This is a genomic window from Mycobacterium sp. E2497, assembly GCF_001668695.1.
GTDB lineage: Bacteria > Actinomycetota > Actinomycetes > Mycobacteriales > Mycobacteriaceae > Mycobacterium.
On sequence record NZ_LZKD01000043.1, the window covers coordinates 1 to 15,967 of the forward strand.

The 15,967-nt window shown below is 69.5% G+C and carries 14 protein-coding genes and 1 pseudogene; 7 read left to right on the forward strand and 8 right to left on the reverse strand.

Translation table 11 applies throughout. The annotated features are described in order from the left end of the window. The 5 genes from A5713_RS03965 to A5713_RS03985 form a co-directional block, all read right to left on the reverse strand. Window positions 1-1,043: acyl-CoA dehydrogenase family protein (locus A5713_RS03965; protein ID WP_068092748.1), on the reverse strand; the 1,043-nt coding region annotated here is incomplete at its 3' end. A 9-nt stretch (window positions 1,044-1,052) separates the two neighbouring features. Further along, window positions 1,053-1,451: a Zn-ribbon domain-containing OB-fold protein gene (locus A5713_RS03970; protein ID WP_068092751.1), complete on the reverse strand. Its 399-nt coding sequence runs from the start codon at window positions 1,449-1,451 to the stop codon at window positions 1,053-1,055. Further along, the gene (locus A5713_RS03975) at window positions 1,451-1,996 is read right to left on the reverse strand and encodes a MaoC family dehydratase N-terminal domain-containing protein (protein WP_067918557.1); all 546 of its coding nucleotides are present in this window, start codon (window positions 1,994-1,996) and stop codon (window positions 1,451-1,453) included. The genes A5713_RS03970 and A5713_RS03975 overlap by 1 nt, the downstream gene beginning before the upstream one ends. 14 nt (window positions 1,997-2,010) lie before the next feature. Beyond that, window positions 2,011-3,198, reverse strand: a complete 1,188-nt coding sequence (locus tag A5713_RS03980; RefSeq protein ID WP_068092753.1) for an acyl-CoA dehydrogenase family protein — start codon at window positions 3,196-3,198, stop codon at window positions 2,011-2,013. A 4-nt stretch (window positions 3,199-3,202) separates the two neighbouring features. After that, on the reverse strand, window positions 3,203-4,387 hold the full coding sequence (locus A5713_RS03985) for a cytochrome P450 (RefSeq protein WP_068092773.1): 1,185 nt from the start codon (window positions 4,385-4,387) through the stop codon (window positions 3,203-3,205). Between the two features lie 200 nt (window positions 4,388-4,587). Here A5713_RS03985 and A5713_RS03990 point away from each other — a divergent pair, with 200 nt between their 5' ends. The 5 genes from A5713_RS03990 to A5713_RS04010 all read left to right on the forward strand — a co-directional run bounded on the left by A5713_RS03990 (window position 4,588) and on the right by A5713_RS04010 (window position 12,167). Continuing rightward, on the forward strand, window positions 4,588-6,057 hold the full coding sequence (locus tag A5713_RS03990) for an aldehyde dehydrogenase family protein (RefSeq protein ID WP_068092779.1): 1,470 nt from the start codon (window positions 4,588-4,590) through the stop codon (window positions 6,055-6,057). Further along, on the forward strand, window positions 6,054-8,360 hold the full coding sequence (locus A5713_RS03995) for a CaiB/BaiF CoA-transferase family protein (protein WP_068092759.1): 2,307 nt from the start codon (window positions 6,054-6,056) through the stop codon (window positions 8,358-8,360). The genes A5713_RS03990 and A5713_RS03995 overlap by 4 nt, the downstream gene beginning before the upstream one ends. Before the next feature lie 46 nt (window positions 8,361-8,406). Next, window positions 8,407-9,315 carry an alpha/beta fold hydrolase gene (locus A5713_RS04000; protein WP_068092763.1) on the forward strand — a complete coding sequence of 303 codons (909 nt, stop codon included), beginning with the start codon at window positions 8,407-8,409 and terminating at the stop codon, window positions 9,313-9,315. Window positions 9,316-9,343: 28 nt separating this feature from the next. Then, complete coding sequence (locus tag A5713_RS04005; protein WP_068092768.1) at window positions 9,344-10,762, forward strand: acyl-CoA synthetase; 1,419 nt, start codon at window positions 9,344-9,346, stop codon at window positions 10,760-10,762. A gap of 121 nt (window positions 10,763-10,883) precedes the next feature. Further along, on the forward strand, window positions 10,884-12,167 hold the full coding sequence (locus A5713_RS04010) for an MFS transporter (protein ID WP_068092783.1): 1,284 nt from the start codon (window positions 10,884-10,886) through the stop codon (window positions 12,165-12,167). Window position 12,168: 1 nt separating this feature from the next. Here the strand turns inward: A5713_RS04010 and dapD are convergent, their stop codons facing one another. Then, on the reverse strand, window positions 12,169-13,122 hold the full coding sequence (dapD, locus tag A5713_RS04015; protein WP_102420148.1) for a 2,3,4,5-tetrahydropyridine-2,6-dicarboxylate N-succinyltransferase: 954 nt from the start codon (window positions 13,120-13,122) through the stop codon (window positions 12,169-12,171). 36 nt (window positions 13,123-13,158) lie between these two features. On the opposite strand from dapD, the gene dapE reads away from it, so the two are divergent. After that, a complete protein-coding gene (gene dapE, locus A5713_RS04020) occupies window positions 13,159-14,223 on the forward strand; it encodes a succinyl-diaminopimelate desuccinylase (protein ID WP_068092771.1) in 1,065 nt (354 codons plus the stop codon). A gap of 399 nt (window positions 14,224-14,622) precedes the next feature. Here the strand turns inward: dapE and A5713_RS29605 are convergent, their stop codons facing one another. After that, window positions 14,623-15,036, reverse strand: coding sequence for a DUF4189 domain-containing protein (locus tag A5713_RS29605; RefSeq protein WP_082972773.1), 414 nt, complete (start codon window positions 15,034-15,036; stop codon window positions 14,623-14,625). A 255-nt stretch (window positions 15,037-15,291) separates the two neighbouring features. Between A5713_RS29605 and A5713_RS28125 the strand changes: the two genes are divergently transcribed. Continuing rightward, window positions 15,292-15,510, forward strand: a complete 219-nt coding sequence (locus A5713_RS28125) for a hypothetical protein (RefSeq protein WP_142393498.1) — start codon at window positions 15,292-15,294, stop codon at window positions 15,508-15,510. A 207-nt stretch (window positions 15,511-15,717) separates the two neighbouring features. On the opposite strand, the pseudogene A5713_RS04025 reads toward A5713_RS28125, so the two are convergent. After that, window positions 15,718-15,967: pseudogene (locus tag A5713_RS04025) on the reverse strand (AAA family ATPase); the annotation flags it as partial.

A 15,967-nucleotide genomic window follows, 5' to 3' on the forward strand; every position in this document is an offset into this window, starting at 1 on the left:
TTGGCCCACAGGAAGTAGCGGTGCAGGGGATAGGTGATGTCGATCCCGATGCCGCCGTGGACGTGCTGGGCGGTGGCGACGACGCGCGCGCCGGCCTCCGCGGCCCAGAACTTGGCGATGCGGGCGGCGCGGCGGGTCTCTTTCAAGGTCCGGCCGTGCGCGATCAGCCACGCCGCGTGCCACGTGGTCCACCGGATCGCCTCGACATCGATGAACGCGTCGGCCATCCGCTGCTGCACGGCCTGGAAGCTGCCGATGGGCCGGCCGAATTGCTCCCGGCCCGTGGTGTATTCGGCCGCGATCCGCAGGGCCCGCTCCGCGACGCCCAGCTGGACCGCGCAGAGGGCGACCAGCGCGCGGGAATGCAACGACTCGATCAGGCCCGCCCCGGCCAGCCGGTCGGCGTCGGACACCGTTGCGCCGTCGAGGTATACGTCGGCGTGCGGTTCGTGGTTGGTGGTCTCCACCGGCCGGATCTCGACGCCGCGGCCGTCGGCCGCCACCAGGAACAGCCCGACCTGCCCGTCCTCCATCGACGCCGGGATCAGCACCGTGTCGGCGATCTGGGCGGCCGGAACCAGCTCCTTGGCGCCGTCGAGCCGCCAGTCGCCGCCATCGCGCCGCGCGGTGGTGGCGGGTGCCGCCGCGTCGGAGCGGCCCGGCTCGGCCAGCCCCGCGGTCAGGATGCGGTGCCCGGCGACGACGCCCGGCAGGAAGCGTTGCCGCTGTTCGGAATTGCCGTGCCGAGCGATCGGGTCGGCGCCCAGCACCAGCGTCGCGTACGCGGGCACCGGAGCCACCGCCCAGCCCACCTCGGCCAGCAGCACGCCGAGCTCGACGAAGCCACCGCCGTTACCGCCGACCGACTCCGGCAGCGCGGTGCCCAGCAGGTCGGCGGCCGCCAGCTCCCTCCACAGGCCGTCGTCGAAGCGGACGTCACCGGCTTCCAACTCGGCCAGGCGCCCGGGTGCCGCCCGGCGTTCGAAGAGGTCGCGAGCGAGCTTGGAGATGGCCTCCTGCTCTTCGGTGAACGTGAAGTCCATGGCCCCCGCCTAGTCCGCCGGCCGAAACTGGTGCAGCACCAGGTCGTTATCGAAACCCTGGTAGTACACCTCGACCGGCATCCCCGTTCTCACGTCCGCCGGGTCGATGCCGGTCAGGTTGGACACCAGCCTTACGCCCTCCTCGAGTTCCACCAGCGCGACGACGTAGGGATACTCGAAGAACGGAAACTTCGGTTCGTGCGGCATCACATAGCTGTAGACGGTGCCGCGGCCCGACGACTCGACGGTGTCCCAGTCCAGGGAACGGCAGTGCGGGCACATCGGGCGGGGTGGGTGGCGCAGCCGTCCGCATCCGCCGCAGCGCTGGATCAGAAGCTTGTTGTCCCGCAACCCGGTCCAGAAGAACTCGGTGTCCTTGGTGATGGCGGGCGCCAGTCGGGTGGTCATCAGCGCTCCGGTGAGAATCGCAGCACGCGGAATCGTTGCCGCCCCAGAACTTCGCCGTTCTGGTCGGTGTAGGTGGTCAGCCAGGTCAGGAAGAAGCCGGTGCCCAGCGCCGTCTTCTTCTCTTCGGAGACCGATTCGTACACGGTCGTCGCGCTGATGACGTCGCCGAGGCGCGGGTAGCGTTCGATCTCGAATTCGGAGTTGGTCGCCACCGTGCTGGTGTAGCCGGCCTCGTCGAGGAACGCCGTTGGGTTGCTTTCGATGACGACCGGCGCGCCACCGCGCTCGCCGATGCCCTCCAGGATCGGCGAGGGCATGGTCCAAGTCTGCAGCATCACCGGCGGCGACACGATGCCGCCGAACCGCGATTTCTCGGCGAACTCGGGGTCGAGGTAGACGGGGTTCATGTCGGCCATCGCGTACGCCCAGTGCCGGATCATGGGCTGGTTGACCGGGTCCGGGGCCAGTGAGGGCTTTCCGGTGCCGCCCGTCGGCCGGCCGACGAGGGCTTTCACCTTGGCGCTGACGGTTTCTGAGTCGGTCACTTACGGATGTCCTCCTATTGTGCGGTGGCGCGAAGGTCTCGGGGAGCGCGTGGCATGCCCAATCCCGCCATGGCGATGATGTCACGCTGAATCTCGTTGGCGCCGCCGCCGAAGGTATTGATGACGGCCCATCGGTAGGCGGTTTCCAGCGCGCCGCGTAGCGGTGCATCGGTGCCCCGGCGTACCCCGTTGTGGTCGAGCACCTCCAGCAGCTGGCGGGCGACCTGCTGGGTCAGCTCGGTGCCGAACACCTTGGCCGCGGAGGCTTCCCCCATGCTGAGCACGCCTTTGGTCATCGCGGCGTTGACCCTCAGGTTGACCAGTTTGTAGGCGGCGACCTGGGCCTCAACCCGCGCCAGGGCGAGTTGCACCCACGGCTGGTCGATGACGCGCCCACCATCGAGCTCGGTGGCGGCGGCCCACTCCAGGGTCTTCTCGAACAGCGGCTCGAGCGCCCCGAGGTTGCCCAGGGCCGCCCGCTCGAAGTTCAACTGGGTGGTGATCAGCTGCCAGCCCTGGTTCTCGCCACCCACCAGCGCGCTGGCCGGGACCCGCACGTCGTCGTAGAACGTGTAGAAGGTGGAGATGCCCGGCATGGTGTGCAGCGGCTGCCAGGAGAACCCGGGCGACGAGGTGGGCACGATCAGGATGGAAATGCCCTTGTGTTTCTTGGCATTGGGATCGGTGCGGGCGGCCAGCCAGATGTAGTCGGCATACGCCGCGCCGCTGGTGAACATCTTCTGCCCGTTGATGACGTACTCGTCGCTGTCTCGGACCGCGGTGGTGCGCAGCGATGCCAGGTCGCTTCCGGCTCCCGGCTCGGAGTAGCCGATCGCGAATTCGACACTGCCGTCCAGGATCGCGGGCAGGAATTGCTGCTTCTGTTCCTCGGTGCCGCACTGCATGAGCGTCGGCCCCACCGTGTTCAGCGTCACCAGCGGGATCGGGGCGTTCACCCGCTGTGCCTCCTCGGAGAAGATGAACTGCTCGATCGCCGAGAACCCGCGTCCGCCATACTCTTTGGGCCACCCGACGCCGAGCAGGTCGGCCGCGGCCAGGGCGCGGATACATTCCCGCACTTCGGGGCCGCCCTCCATGCGTGCGCTGAGGGCAAGGCTGCGTTCGGGCGTCATGACGCGTTCCAGCGCGGCGCGGATCTCGGCGCGCAGCCGCTGCTGCTCGGGGGAGTACTCCAGATCCATCGGCTCAGGCCCCCAGCCGCACCGGCATGCGCTTGACCCCGGGCACCATGGTGGCGCGCATCCGGTCCACCGGGCCCACCAGCTCGAGCTTCCGGAAGCGGCGCAGCAGCTCGTCGAACATCACGCACGCCTCCAGCCTGGCCAATTGCGCACCGACACAGGAATGTTCGCCACACCCGAACGCGATGTGCGGATTCGGATGCCGGGTCACCTTGAACTCCTCGGAGTCGGCGCCGAAGATGTCCTCGTCCCGGTTGGCGGACCCGTAGAGCATCACCACCACGTCGCCCTCGGCGATCCGCTGGCCGCGGATCTCGACGTCGGCGGTCGCGGTGCGCGCCATGTGCACGACCGGGCTGGTCCACCGCAGCATCTCCTCGACGGCGCCGGGGATCAGCGCCGGATCGTCGACCAGCAGGCGGCATTGGTCGGGGTGGGCGATCAGCGCCAGCGTGCCCAGCGCGATCAGGTTGCGGGTGGTCTCGTTGCCGGCCACCAGCAGCAGGTAGGCGAAATTGAGCAGGTCCTCGTCGGTCAGCCGGACACCGTCGATCTCCGCGCCGGCCAGCACCGACAGCAGGTCGTCGCGCGCGTCCACGCGCCGGGCGGCGATCAACTTCTGGAAGTACTCGTACAACTGACCCATGGCGACCAACGGGTCCAACTCGATCTCCGGGTCGGCCGTCCCGGTGGCCGCGTCCGACCACGCCCGGAACTGCTCCCAGTCATCGGGCGGGGCGCCGATCAGCTCGGCGATCATCCGGGTGGGCAGCGGGGCGGCGATTTCATCGGCGAACTCGTGGACGGAATCCGGTTGGACGCCATCGAGGATGCCCCGCACGATCTCGCGGATCTTGGGCTCCAGCACGGCCACCCGCCGCCGGGTGAACCCGGAGTTGATCAGCTTGCGCAACTGTCGGTGCCGCGGCGGGTCGGTGAAGATGAGGTTGCCCTCCTGCACCGCGTTGCCCATCTGCGGATCCGGGATGGTGATGCCACGGGTCGAGGTAAACGTGGCCGGGTTGGTCGACACGAAGCGGATGTCCTCGTACTTGAGCAGGGCCCAGAAGTTGGTGACGTCGTTCCAGCAGACCGGCGCCGTCGCTCGCAGCTCGCGGTACGCCGGGTACGGATCGCCGGCGTAGAAGTCGGGGGAGTGCAACAGAGCAGCGGGAAAAGTGGTCCGCACGGCGGCCTCCCTGATCAGGCGATCCGACACATTGACGCGATGTGTCTTGCGGCCTTGTGTTTACCCCGTGCCGCCCACCCGTGTCAATACCGCTGTGAAACGGCAAAATACCGCGCAATTCGCGTGATTGGTGATTGACGGTGCGGGGGCATGGGTGTACACCAAGTGGTTAGATGACCGACGTTCGGGTGAGGAAGCACATGACCGAGCTGCACACTCCGGGAGCTCTTGTCGACACCTATCAGCTCTACATCGACGGCAGATGGGTTGAGCCGGAGGACGGTCGCTACGACGACGTCAACCCGGCCACCGAAGAGTCCATCGGCACCGCGCCCGACGCGAGCGTCACCCAGGTCGGCGCGGCGATCGGCGCCGCGCGCCGGGCCTTCGATGCCGGGCCCTGGGGGCGCATGGGCCCCGACGAGCGGGCCGGCTGCCTCAACCAGCTGGGCGAGGCCCTGCTCAGGGACGCCGACGAGATCTTCGCGCTGTCCCAGGTCGAATGGGGCTGCGTGACCAACGAGCGGATGATGCAGATCGACGGCGCCGGCTACATGTCCATGCACGCCGCCCAGCTCGCCACGCAGCTGGTCGACGAGCCGGTCACCGGGATCGGCGCGGGAACGACGTTGCTGCGCCGCGAGCCGCTCGGTGTCGTATCGATCCTGACGCCGTGGAACTTCCCGCACTGCCTCAACGTCATGAAGGTGAACAACGCGCTGGCCGCCGGCAACACCGTCGTGCTCAAGCCCTCACCGCTGACGCCGCTGGCCGGGCTCGCGCTCGCGCGCATCATCGACGAGGAGACCGACATCCCGCCGGGTGTCGTCAACGTCGTCACGCCGTCGGGCCTCGAGGCCGCCAAGCTGCTCACGACTGATCCGCGCATCGACATGATCAGCTTCACCGGCAGCTCCGCCGTGGGCTGCGAGGTCATGCGGGCCGCGGGCGATGCCATGAAGCGGCTGTTGCTGGAGTGCGGCGGCAAGTCGGCGAGCATCGTCCTCGACGACACGCAGCTGACCGACGAGATGCTGCGGCAGATGCTGTTCGATTGCTGCTCGCTGCACGCCGGGCAGGCCTGCATCCTGCACAGCCGGCTGCTGCTGCCCGATTCGTTGCACGACGACGTCGTCGACCGGCTCGTCGCACTGGCCCGCGACGTCAAGGTCGGCGACCCCACCGACCCGACGGTGCAGATGGGCCCGCTCATCAGCGCGGCGCAACGCGAGCGGGTGCAGGCGCACGTCGACGGCGCGGTCCGCGACGGCGCGAAGCTGGCCACCGGTGGCGGTCGCCCCGCCGGGCTGGACGTCGGCTACTACGTCGAACCGACGATTCTCACCGGCGTGCAACCGGATTCGACGATCGCGCAGGAGGAAGTGTTCGGGCCGGTGCTCGCGGTGTTGCGCTACCGCGACGACGACGACGCCGTCGCGATCGCCAACAACTCGTGCTACGGGCTCTCCGGCGCCGTCTGGGGCACCGACGTGGACCGGGCCCTCGCGATCGCCCGGCGCATGCGCACGGGCCAGGTCGCCGTCAACGGGATCGGTCCGGGCGATGCGCCGTTCGGCGGGTTCAAGCTGAGTGGGTTCGGGCGGGAGAGCGGCGGAGTCAGCGGGCTGCACCAGTACATGGAGGTGAAGGCCATCGGGATCCCGGCATGACGGGACCCCTTGCCGGCCTCCACGTCGTCGAACTCGCCAGCGAGATCTCAGGCCCTTACGCCGCAAAGCTTTTGGCAGACCTCGGCGCCGAGGTCACCAAGGTCGAACCGCCCGCCGGGGATCCGCTGCGCCGGTGGGGCCCATTTCCCGGCGCGGTCGCCGACCCCGAGCGTTCCGGCCTGTTCCACTACCTCAACGCCGGGAAGCGCGGCGCCACACTGGATTTGGAACGGCCGCGCGACCTGGCGGCCGCCCGCGAGCTGGTCGCGGGGGCGCACGTGCTCATCGAGGACTTCGCGCCCGGAACGCTGGAACGCTGGAGGATGGGCCCGGGCGACTTGGGCCGGCTGAACCCGAACCTGGTGCTGCTGCGCATCTCCGGGTTCGGTCAATGCGGGCCCTGGCGGCATCGGCCGGCCACGCCCCTGACCGTGCAGGCGGCGTCGGGCTGGGTCAGCATCCGGGACCTGGGCCGGCCGCCCGTACAGGTCGGCGCGCGCATCTGCGAGTACGTCGCGGGCGGTTACGGCGCGCTGGGCGCGCTGACCGCGCTGCGACTGCCACCGGCCGGCCTAGTCCGGCAGGTCGACGTCTCCCAGGCGGAGGCGCTGCTGTCGACGCTGCCCTACCCGATGCTGATGGCACAGCGCATGAAAGGCCTTGGCCTGCCGGCGAACCTGCGCTCGGCCCCCATGCTGGGCGTCGTCCGCGCCGCCGACGGCTGGGTGGGCATCAACTGCCTGACGGGCCAGCACTGGCTGGACGTGTGCGCGATGCTCGGGCTGCCCGAGTACGGCGAGCAGCAGATCGCGATCATGCTGGGCGGCCCGGAGCGCGACGAGTTCTTCGGCAAGGCCGAGCCGCTGCTCGCCCAGCAGACTGTCGCCGACATCGTGGAACTCGCCCAGGCGCTGCGCATCCCCGCAGCACCGGTCAACGACGGGGCCACCGTGTTGGAATGTCCGCAGTACACCGAGCGCGGGTTTTTTGAGCAATCCGGCGGGCCGGGATGGTCGTTCCAGCGGCCCGGCCCGGCGTTTCGCCTCTCGAAAACGCCTGTGGCGCAACCGGGCACACCGCCCCGGCTGGGCACGCGCCCCGGGCCGTGGGCAGCCGATGCCCGGCCGCTGTCCACAACCGAAGGGCCGCTGCCGTTCTCCGGCTTGCACGTCCTCGACCTGACCACGTTCTGGGCCGGGGCCTACCTGACCTGCTACCTGGGCGCGTTCGGCGCCGACATCGTCAAGGTCGAGTCGATCCAGCGGCCGGACGGGCACCGCTACTCCGGCGCCTTCGCCTACGAGGGCGACGACTGGTACGAACGCAGCCCCATCTGGCAGGGCACCAACCTCAACAAGCGGGACCTCACCCTCGACCTGACGTCGCCGCGGGGCCTCGACATCGCCCGGCGGCTGGCCGCGGAGGCCGACGTGGTGGTGGAGAACTTCTCACCGCGGGTGGTCGAGCAGTTCGGCCTGGACTACGACGCGCTGGTGTCCCTGAACCCCGACGTGATCGCCGTGCGGATGCCCGGATACGGCCTGCAGGGACCGTGGCGCGACTACGTCGGCTGGGCGCTGAACTTCGAGCAGACCTCGGGAATGTCGGCGGTCACCGGCTACCCCGACGGTCCGCCGTGCAACCCGCAGGGCCCCGCCGATCCGATCGTCGGCGTGCACGCGGCGGCGGGGCTGCTGGCGGCCCTCGAGCATCGACTCCGCACGGGGGAGGGCCAGCTGATCGAGGTCGCGCAGATCGAGGTCGCCGCCTGCCTGGCCGCCGAACCGGTGATCGAGTACTCGATGACCGGCGCCGTGCGCCCGCGGGAGGGCAACCGGCGGCGCGGCTACCTGCAAGGCGTGTACCCGACCGCCGACGACGGCGTCTGGGTCGCGCTGTCACTGCGCGACGACGGCCGGCTCGACCACGACGCGTTCGACGAGCTGGTCTCCGCGTGGACCCGCACTCAGGCCGCTGAAGCGGTCGTGAAAACCCTTCAAAAACAGGGCATCCCGGCCGAACAAGTGATCACCGGTGACCGGATGTACGACCGCGGCCTGATCGGCGGCCAGCTCGACGCGCGCGGCTACTACGAGGAGTTCACGCATCCGATCACCGGGGCGCACCGCTATCCCGGCTGGCCGTTTCGCATCACACCGGGGCCGGTCCGCCACCACCGCGCCGCCCCGCCGACGCTGGGCCAGCACAACGACGAAGTCCTGCACGGTCTGGGCCTGTCGGCGGGCGAGGTCGCGAGCCTGCGAAGCGAGCGGGTCATCGGGGAGCGGCCGCTCGGCGCCTGACCCGTGAGCCTTTGGTAAACGGCCCGTCACATGCAAGGCTGCTGACATGGCCATCGAGATCGCCCGCCCCAAGCTCGAAGGAAACGTCGCCGTCGGCGCGGACCGCCAGATCGGCTTCGCCGAATTCGGTGACCCGCAGGGGCGTGCGATGTTCTGGCTACACGGCACCCCCGGCGCCCGCCGCCAGATCCCGATCGAGGCCCGGGTCTACGCCGAGCAGCACAATATCCGCCTGATCGGCCTGGACCGGCCCGGCATCGGCTCGTCGACTCCGCACCGGTACGAGAACATCCGGGCATTCGGCGACGACCTGCGGACGATCGCGGACACGCTGGGCATCGACAAGATGGCCGTCATCGGCCTGTCCGGCGGCGGCCCGTACGCGCTCGCGTCCGCCGCGGTGCTGCCCGACCGGGTGGTCGCTCTCGGCGTCCTCGGCGGCGTCGCGCCGTTCCTCGGCGAAGAGGGGATCACCAGCGGGCTGATGAACCTGGGCAAGCGGGTGGCGCCGCTGCTGCGGCTGGGCGGCGACCCGCTGCGGATCGGCGCGAGCCTGGTGGTCCGGCTGGTCCGTCCGGTCGCGAATCCCGCGTTGTATCTGTACGCCGCGATATCGCCCGAGGGCGACCGGCGCCTGCTGACGCGGCCCGAGTTCGGCGCCATGTTCCTCGACGACCTGCTCAACGGCAGCCGCAAGCAACTGGCGGCCCCGTTCAACGACATCATCCTGTTCACCCAGGACTGGGGATTTCGGCTCGACGAGGTCAAGGTCCCCGTCCGGTGGTGGCACGGCGACAGCGACCACATCGTCCCGTTCGCCCACGGTGAGCACGTCGTGTCGTTGCTGCCCGACGCCGAGTTGTTCGTGTTGCACGGCGAGAGCCACCTCGGCGGGCTGGGCCGCGGCGAGGAGATCCTGTCCACGCTGACGAAGATCTGGGACGAGCAGGACTGACGTTCCCGGCGCCGGGTAGCCTGCTGACGTGCTGCTGGCGTCCCTGAATCCCGCGGCGGTCACCGCCACCGACATCGCCGACGCGGTACGCATCGACGGCGTCGTGCTCAGTCGCAGCGACCTCGTGGGCGCCGCCACGTCGGTCGCCGAGCGGGTGGGCGGCGCGGACCGGGTCGCGATCTTGGCCACGCCCACCGCGGCGACGGTGCTCGCGGTGACCGGGTGCCTGATCGCCGGCGTCCCGTTCGTTCCGGTGCCCGCCGACGTCGGAGTCGGCGAACGCCGGCACATGCTGACCGATTCGGCGGCGCAGGCCTGGCTCGGTCCCGTGCCGGACGAGTCGGAGGGCCTGCCGCACATCCCGGTGCGTTTGCACGCCCGGTCCTGGCACCGCTACCCCGAGCCGTCGCCCGACGCCACCGCGATGATCATCTACACCTCCGGCACCACCGGCCTGCCCAAGGGTGTGGTGCTGAGCCGCCGCGCGATCGCGGCCGACCTCGACGCCCTGGCGGAGGCCTGGCAATGGACGGCCGACGACGTGCTGGTGCACGGGCTGCCGCTGTTTCACGTGCACGGGCTGGTGCTGGGATTGCTCGGGTCGCTGCGGGTGGGAAATCGCTTCGTGCACACCGGCAAACCGACGCCCGCGGGCTACGCCCAGGCGGCCGAGGCCGGCGGCACGCTGTTCTTCGGCGTCCCCACGGTGTGGTCGCGGGTGGCGGCCGACGAGGCGGCCGCGACGGCGCTGCGCCCGGCGCGGCTGCTGGTCTCGGGCAGCGCGCCGCTGCCGGTGCCGGTATTCCGGCGGCTGGTCGAGCTCACCGGCCACGAGCCGGTCGAACGGTACGGCGCCTCCGAATCGCTGATCACCCTGTCGACCCGGGCGGACGGCGAGCGACGTCCCGGATGGGTGGGCCTCCCGCTGACCGGCGTGCAGACCAGGCTGCTCGACGACACCGGCGCGGAGGTGCCGCACGACGGGGAAACCGTTGGCAAGCTTGAGGTTCGGGGCCCGATGATGTTCGACGGTTACCTCAACCGTCCGGAGGCCACGGCCGAGGCGTTCGACGCCGGCGGCTGGTATCGCACCGGCGACGTCGCGGTCATCGACGGCGGGGGCATGCATCGCATCGTGGGCCGCGAGTCGGTCGACCTGATCAAGTCCGGCGGCTACCGGATCGGCGCCGGCGAGATCGAAACGGCGTTGCTCGGGCACCCCGGCGTGCGGGAGGCGGCCGTCGTGGGGATGCCGGACGCGGACCTGGGCCAGCGCATCGTCGCGTTCGTCGTCGGTGCGGCCGACCTGAATCCCGACGACCTGATCGACTTCGTCGCCAACGAGCTGTCGGTGCACAAGCGGCCGCGCGAGGTCCGCCTCGTCGAGGCGCTGCCCCGCAACGCGATGGGCAAGGTGCTCAAGAAGCAGCTGTTGACCGAGGGCTGAGCGCTTAGGCGACACGCAGCGTTTTGCCAGCTTTTCCGTCGAGCGTGACGGCGAACCTTCACCTACCGTCGTAGTCGTGACGGAACTGCCGACGGTTGTGGCCGGACCCGGCCGCACGCCCATGCGGCGGGTCGCGGCCGCCTGCCTGGTCGGCTCGGCGATCGAGTACTACGACTTCCTCATCTACGGCACCGCGGCGGCGCTGGTGTTCCCGACGGTGTTCTTTCCGCGACTCGGTTCGACGCTGGGCATCGTCGCTTCGATGGCGACGTTCGCGACGGCGTTCCTGTCCCGGCCGCTGGGTGCCGCCGTGTTCGGATACTTCGGCGACCGGCTGGGCCGCAAGAAGACGCTGATCGCCACGCTGCTGATCATGGCGGTCTCGACCGTCAGCGTCGGGCTGGTGCCCAGCACGGCCGCCATCGGTGCGGCCGCCCCCTTGATCCTGATCGTGTTGCGGCTGCTGCAGGGGTTCGCCGTCGGCGGCGAATGGGCGGGGTCGGCGCTGCTGAGCGCCGAATACGCGCCCGCCGGCAAGCGGGGCCGCTACGGCATGTTCACCCTGCTCGGCGCCGGCACCGCCTCCGTGCTCGCCAGCGTGACCTTCTTGGGCGTCAACTTCAGCATCGGGGAAAACAGCGCCGCGTTCATGCAGTGGGGATGGCGGCTGCCGTTCCTGTTCAGCGCGGCGCTGATCGGGATCGCGCTGTACGTGCGGGTCAACATCGACGAGACCCCGGTGTTCGCCGAGGAAAAGGCGCGCGACCTGGTCCCCAAGGCGCCGCTCGGGGAGGTGTGGCGCCTGCAGCGCCGCGAGATCGTGCTGGCCGGCGGCAGCCTGCTGGGCGGATTCGGTTTCGGCTACCTGGGTCACACCTATCTGCTCATCTACGCCAATTCGCACCTCGGGTACACGCGGGGCTTCATCTGGTCGGTGGGCGCGCTGACCGGGCTGGTCAGCATCGCGTCGGTCGCGGCCTCGGCCACGCTGTCCGACCTGGTCGGACGCCGCCGCCTGATGCTGCTGGGCTGGTCCCTCCTGTTGCTCTGGGCGTTCGTGGTGATGCCGCTGCTGAACACCCGCAACCCGGCGCTGTATGTGGTTGCCGTCGTCGGCATGGCGGTCGGTGGGGCGATCGGCTCCGGACCCACCGCCGCCTTCATTCCGGAGCTGTTCGCCACCCGTTACCGCTACAGCGGATCGGCGCTGGCCCTCAACCTCGCCGGAGTCGTCGGCGGGGCTCTGCCGCCGCTGCTCGCCGGGACGCTCCTGGCGACGTATGGCAGCTGGGCGATTGGCGCGATGCTGGCCGCGCTGACGTCGGTCGGGCTGGTCTGCACCTACCTGCTGCCGGAAACCAACGGCACGACGCTCGGGTCCCGCTTCGAAGAGGTGCCCCGGTAGCTCAGTTGGCGTGCAGGTCCTCGTTGAGGGCGATGCCCTGACCGCCGCGGGCCACGACCTCGACGGCCCCGGTGACCGAATTGCGGCGGAACAGCAGGTTGTTGCCGCCGGACAGCTCGGACGCCTTGAGCACCTGACCGTCGGGAGTGGCGACCTTGGTGCCCGCGGTCACGTACAGGCCGGCTTCGACGACGCAGTCGTCGCCGAGCGAGATGCCCAGCCCGGCGTTGGCGCCGAGCAGGCACCGCTTGCCGATCGATATGACCTCGGTGCCCCCGCCGGACAGCGTGCCCATGATGGACGCGCCGCCGCCGATGTCCGACCCGTCGCCCACCACCACGCCGGCGGAGATGCGGCCCTCGACCATCGACGCGCCCAGCGTGCCGGCGTTGTAGTTGACGAAGCCCTCGTGCATCACCGTCGTCCCCGGCGCCAGGTGCGCGCCCAGCCGCACCCGGTCGGCGTCGGCGATGCGCACGCCGGTGGGCACGACGTAGTCGACCATGCGCGGGAACTTGTCGATGCCGTAGACGGTCACCGGGCCGTGCCGGCGCAGCCGCGCCCGCACCGCCTCGAACCCGTCGATCGCGCACGGCCCGCGGTTGGTCCACACGACATTGGTCAATACTCCGAACAGGCCGCCGGCGTTCAGCCCATGCGGCGCCACCAAACGATGCGACAGCAGATGCAGCCGCAGGTAGGCGTCGTAGGCGTCGGCGGCCACGTCGTCGAGCGAGCCGATGACCGTGCGCACGGCGACGCTCTCGGTGCCGCGGTCGTCGTCCCGGCCGACGAGCGCGGCCAGCTCCGGGGGCGCATCCGACGGGGCCAGGCGTGACGTGCCGCCGGTGCCCGATTCGGTCAGTTCCGGTGCGGGAAACCACGTGTCGAGGATCGATCCGTCGGCGGCCAGCGTCGCCAGCCCGATGCCTACAGCTCCAGTCACGGCGGTCAGGTTACTTGCCGCTCGGCAGCGGATAACCTGGGACCCGTGCTGGACTTGCGCGGGGATCCGATCGAGCTGGCCGCGGCGTTGGTCGACATCCCCAGCGAATCGCGAGACGAGGCGCGCCTGGCCGACGAGGTGGAGGCGGCGCTGCGCGCCCAGACGTCCGGCTTCGAGATCGTGCGCAACGGCAACGCCGTCCTGGCGCGCACCCGCCGCCAGCGGCCGTCACGGGTGCTGCTGGCCGGACACCTGGACACCGTCCCGGCCGCCGGCAACCTGCCCAGCCGTCGCGAGGGCGGCGACCTGTACGGATGCGGGGCCGCGGACATGAAATCGGGCGACGCGGTCTTCCTGCATCTGGCCGCCACCGTGGCCGAACCCGTGCACGACCTGACGCTGGTGTTCTACGACTGCGAGGAAATCGACGCCGCGGCAAACGGTTTGGGCCGCATCGAGCGCGAGCTGCCGGACTGGCTGTCCGCCGACGTGGCCATCCTGGGCGAACCCACCGGCGGCTACATCGAGGCCGGCTGCCAGGGCACGCTGCGCGTCGTGATCTCGGCCGCCGGCACGCGCGCCCACTCGGCGCGAGCGTGGCTGGGCGACAACGCGATTCACAAGCTGGGCGCCGTCCTGGACCGGCTGGCCGCCTACTCCGCGCGCAGCGTGGACATCGACGGGTGCGTATATCGCGAGGGCCTGTCCGCGGTGCGCATCGACGGCGGCGTCGCGGGCAACGTGATCCCCGACGCGGCGGGGGTCACCGTCAACTTCCGCTTCGCCCCGGACCGCTCGGTGACGGCCGCGCTGCAGCACGTGCACGAGGTGTTCGAAGGGCTCGACGTGCGCATCGAGCAGACCGACGCCGCCGCGGGCGCCATGCCCGGGCTGTCCCAGCCCGCGGCCAAGGCCCTGGTCGAGGCCGCCGGAGGGCAGGTGCGGGCGAAGTACGGGTGGACCGACGTCGCGCGGTTCGCGGCGCTGGGCATCCCGGCGGTCAACTTCGGGCCGGGCGACCCGAACCTGGCACACAAGCGCGACGAGAGCGTCCCGGTCGCCAACATCACCGCCGCGGTGGCCATGCTGCGCGGCTACCTCGCCGGTTAGTCCGATGCAGCAAAGGTGATTCGTGGCCGAGCGATGGATCACCGTCAGCTCAGCGCCCGTCTGGGCTGGTCGATCGACTTCTGGCATGACGGCAAGTACTGGTTGCGCGTCGGCGCGACTAGCCCAAATCTGTTACGCGCCTTGTGGCTAACTTGCCGAGACCGGCGTAGGAGTACGCGTCAGGGCGTAGTGACCGCTCATTTCGAAAGCGGACGCGGGCGATGGGGCGGCGACGGCCGCGGCGCCGAGGGCGACGGCTAGGCGAGAATTCGCGTGGCGTTCGTTTCTGATCCTCCAATACGGTGTTTGGAAAATCATGACGACCCCGCCTGCTCCTAAGCGATAGTCAATGTTGGAAACTGTCGCGCGGGTGTACGGAGCCGGCTAACTAGATTCCGTTTACGTATTGCAGGCTGATTCCCATTTCAGTCCGCCCGCCCTCATCGCGTCCTGGTTCGCGGCGTCTGCTGTCGGTCCCACTCCGGTGGTGCCGTCACTCGCGAGCGCGATGCAGAGGGGGGCGCCGGGTCCGCCAGTCGTAATCACTATGTGACAACCGGGGCCTTTTGAATTGCACCCATTTATCGCCACCGCGTTCGCCGCGTCCTGCGTTGGGTAGTTCCGTGCCCACCAGGCCCACCCGAGGTCGCCCGTGGCAGCTATGGCCGCGTAACAGTTGGGTTCGGTGCATTGGTCGGCGATCGCCGATGGTGCAGCCAGGACTGACTGAGCAAACGCCGTCGTGGCGATAAGACCTGTGGTGGCGACGAATTTGATGTTCATAACCCCTCCTCTCATTCGAGCCGACCACATTCACGTGTGCGGCGGATAGGGACCAAAGTCCTTTGCCGTGGCGGCAACGCAACAAACCAGCCGATAACTGAGGGCTTAAATAGAAAGATTCCAGAATCGCCGGATGGTTCACACCGGTTTTGCTGGGGAAAGTGGTGCCGATCCAATTGCATTTGGCAGACAAAATGGGGACGAGGGCGGCGTGCGGTGGGCGCAGATCGCGCCGTCAAGCTTATTGTCGGGTTGTTGGCCGGGCCAGCAATGTACACTGAGCGCATGAGTTTCAAGAAAACCATCGTGACCAGCACTCTCGTAGTCGCGGCTGGACTGGCATTGGCACCTGCTGCTACTGCCGATCCTGCACCGCAGCCAAATCCCGGCGTTCAAATTTCGCAGTCGGGTCCATCAGCGCCGGCCCCGGCGAAGCAGCACCCCATGCTGGGCACGAAAGAGTCCGCCAATACGGGAAGTGATCACAACCCAGCCCTTCCTTGAGCGTCCTCGACGCCCGAAAACGGCCGACTGGTCACCGAGGCTGGCCGATAGAGCAATGCCCCTCGGTGTGATCGCTGAGGTAGACGCCCCCGGCGCGGGCCGGGGGCGTCTGCTTTTTTGGTGCTGATCCAGACCATCGCAATGCCCAAGGTCCACGGTGGGATCGACTCCGCCCGTAGCACAACCGGACCGCCGCTGATGTGACTCTCAGCGGGTCAGGGCTTTTGGCCGCCGCGCCTGCGCGGCGGCGTCGGCCGCCGCCGCGCGCATCCCCACGGCCGCTAGGCCGTCCGAGACCGCCAGCAGCGCCGCGTTGTCGCCGGCCGCCAGCGCCTGCGCATGTGCGAGCGCGAGTTTACCTGCGGTGCAGTCGATTTCGTCGCAAAGGCGGGCCAGCGGATCGGCCGCGCGGGTGTCGCCGAGCCGCACCGCCTCGTGCCAGACCCGCACCGCCACG

What these genes read in the sequence shown, in the direction of transcription:
- A5713_RS28125 (WP_142393498.1), top strand. Translation starts at nt 15,292, where the DNA reads ATGAGTTTCAAGAAAACCATCGTGACCAGCACTCTCGTAGTCGCGGCT.
- A5713_RS03980 (WP_068092753.1), bottom strand. Translation starts at nt 3,198, where the DNA reads ATGGATCTGGAGTACTCCCCCGAGCAGCAGCGGCTGCGCGCCGAGATC.
- A5713_RS29605 (WP_082972773.1), bottom strand. Translation starts at nt 15,036, where the DNA reads ATGTGGTCGGCTCGAATGAGAGGAGGGGTTATGAACATCAAATTCGTC.
- A5713_RS04010 (WP_068092783.1), top strand. Translation starts at nt 10,884, where the DNA reads ATGCGGCGGGTCGCGGCCGCCTGCCTGGTCGGCTCGGCGATCGAGTAC.
- A5713_RS03990 (WP_068092779.1), top strand. Translation starts at nt 4,588, where the DNA reads ATGACCGAGCTGCACACTCCGGGAGCTCTTGTCGACACCTATCAGCTC.
- A5713_RS04000 (WP_068092763.1), top strand. Translation starts at nt 8,407, where the DNA reads ATGGCCATCGAGATCGCCCGCCCCAAGCTCGAAGGAAACGTCGCCGTC.
- A5713_RS03995 (WP_068092759.1), top strand. Translation starts at nt 6,054, where the DNA reads ATGACGGGACCCCTTGCCGGCCTCCACGTCGTCGAACTCGCCAGCGAG.
- A5713_RS03970 (WP_068092751.1), bottom strand. Translation starts at nt 1,451, where the DNA reads ATGACCACCCGACTGGCGCCCGCCATCACCAAGGACACCGAGTTCTTC.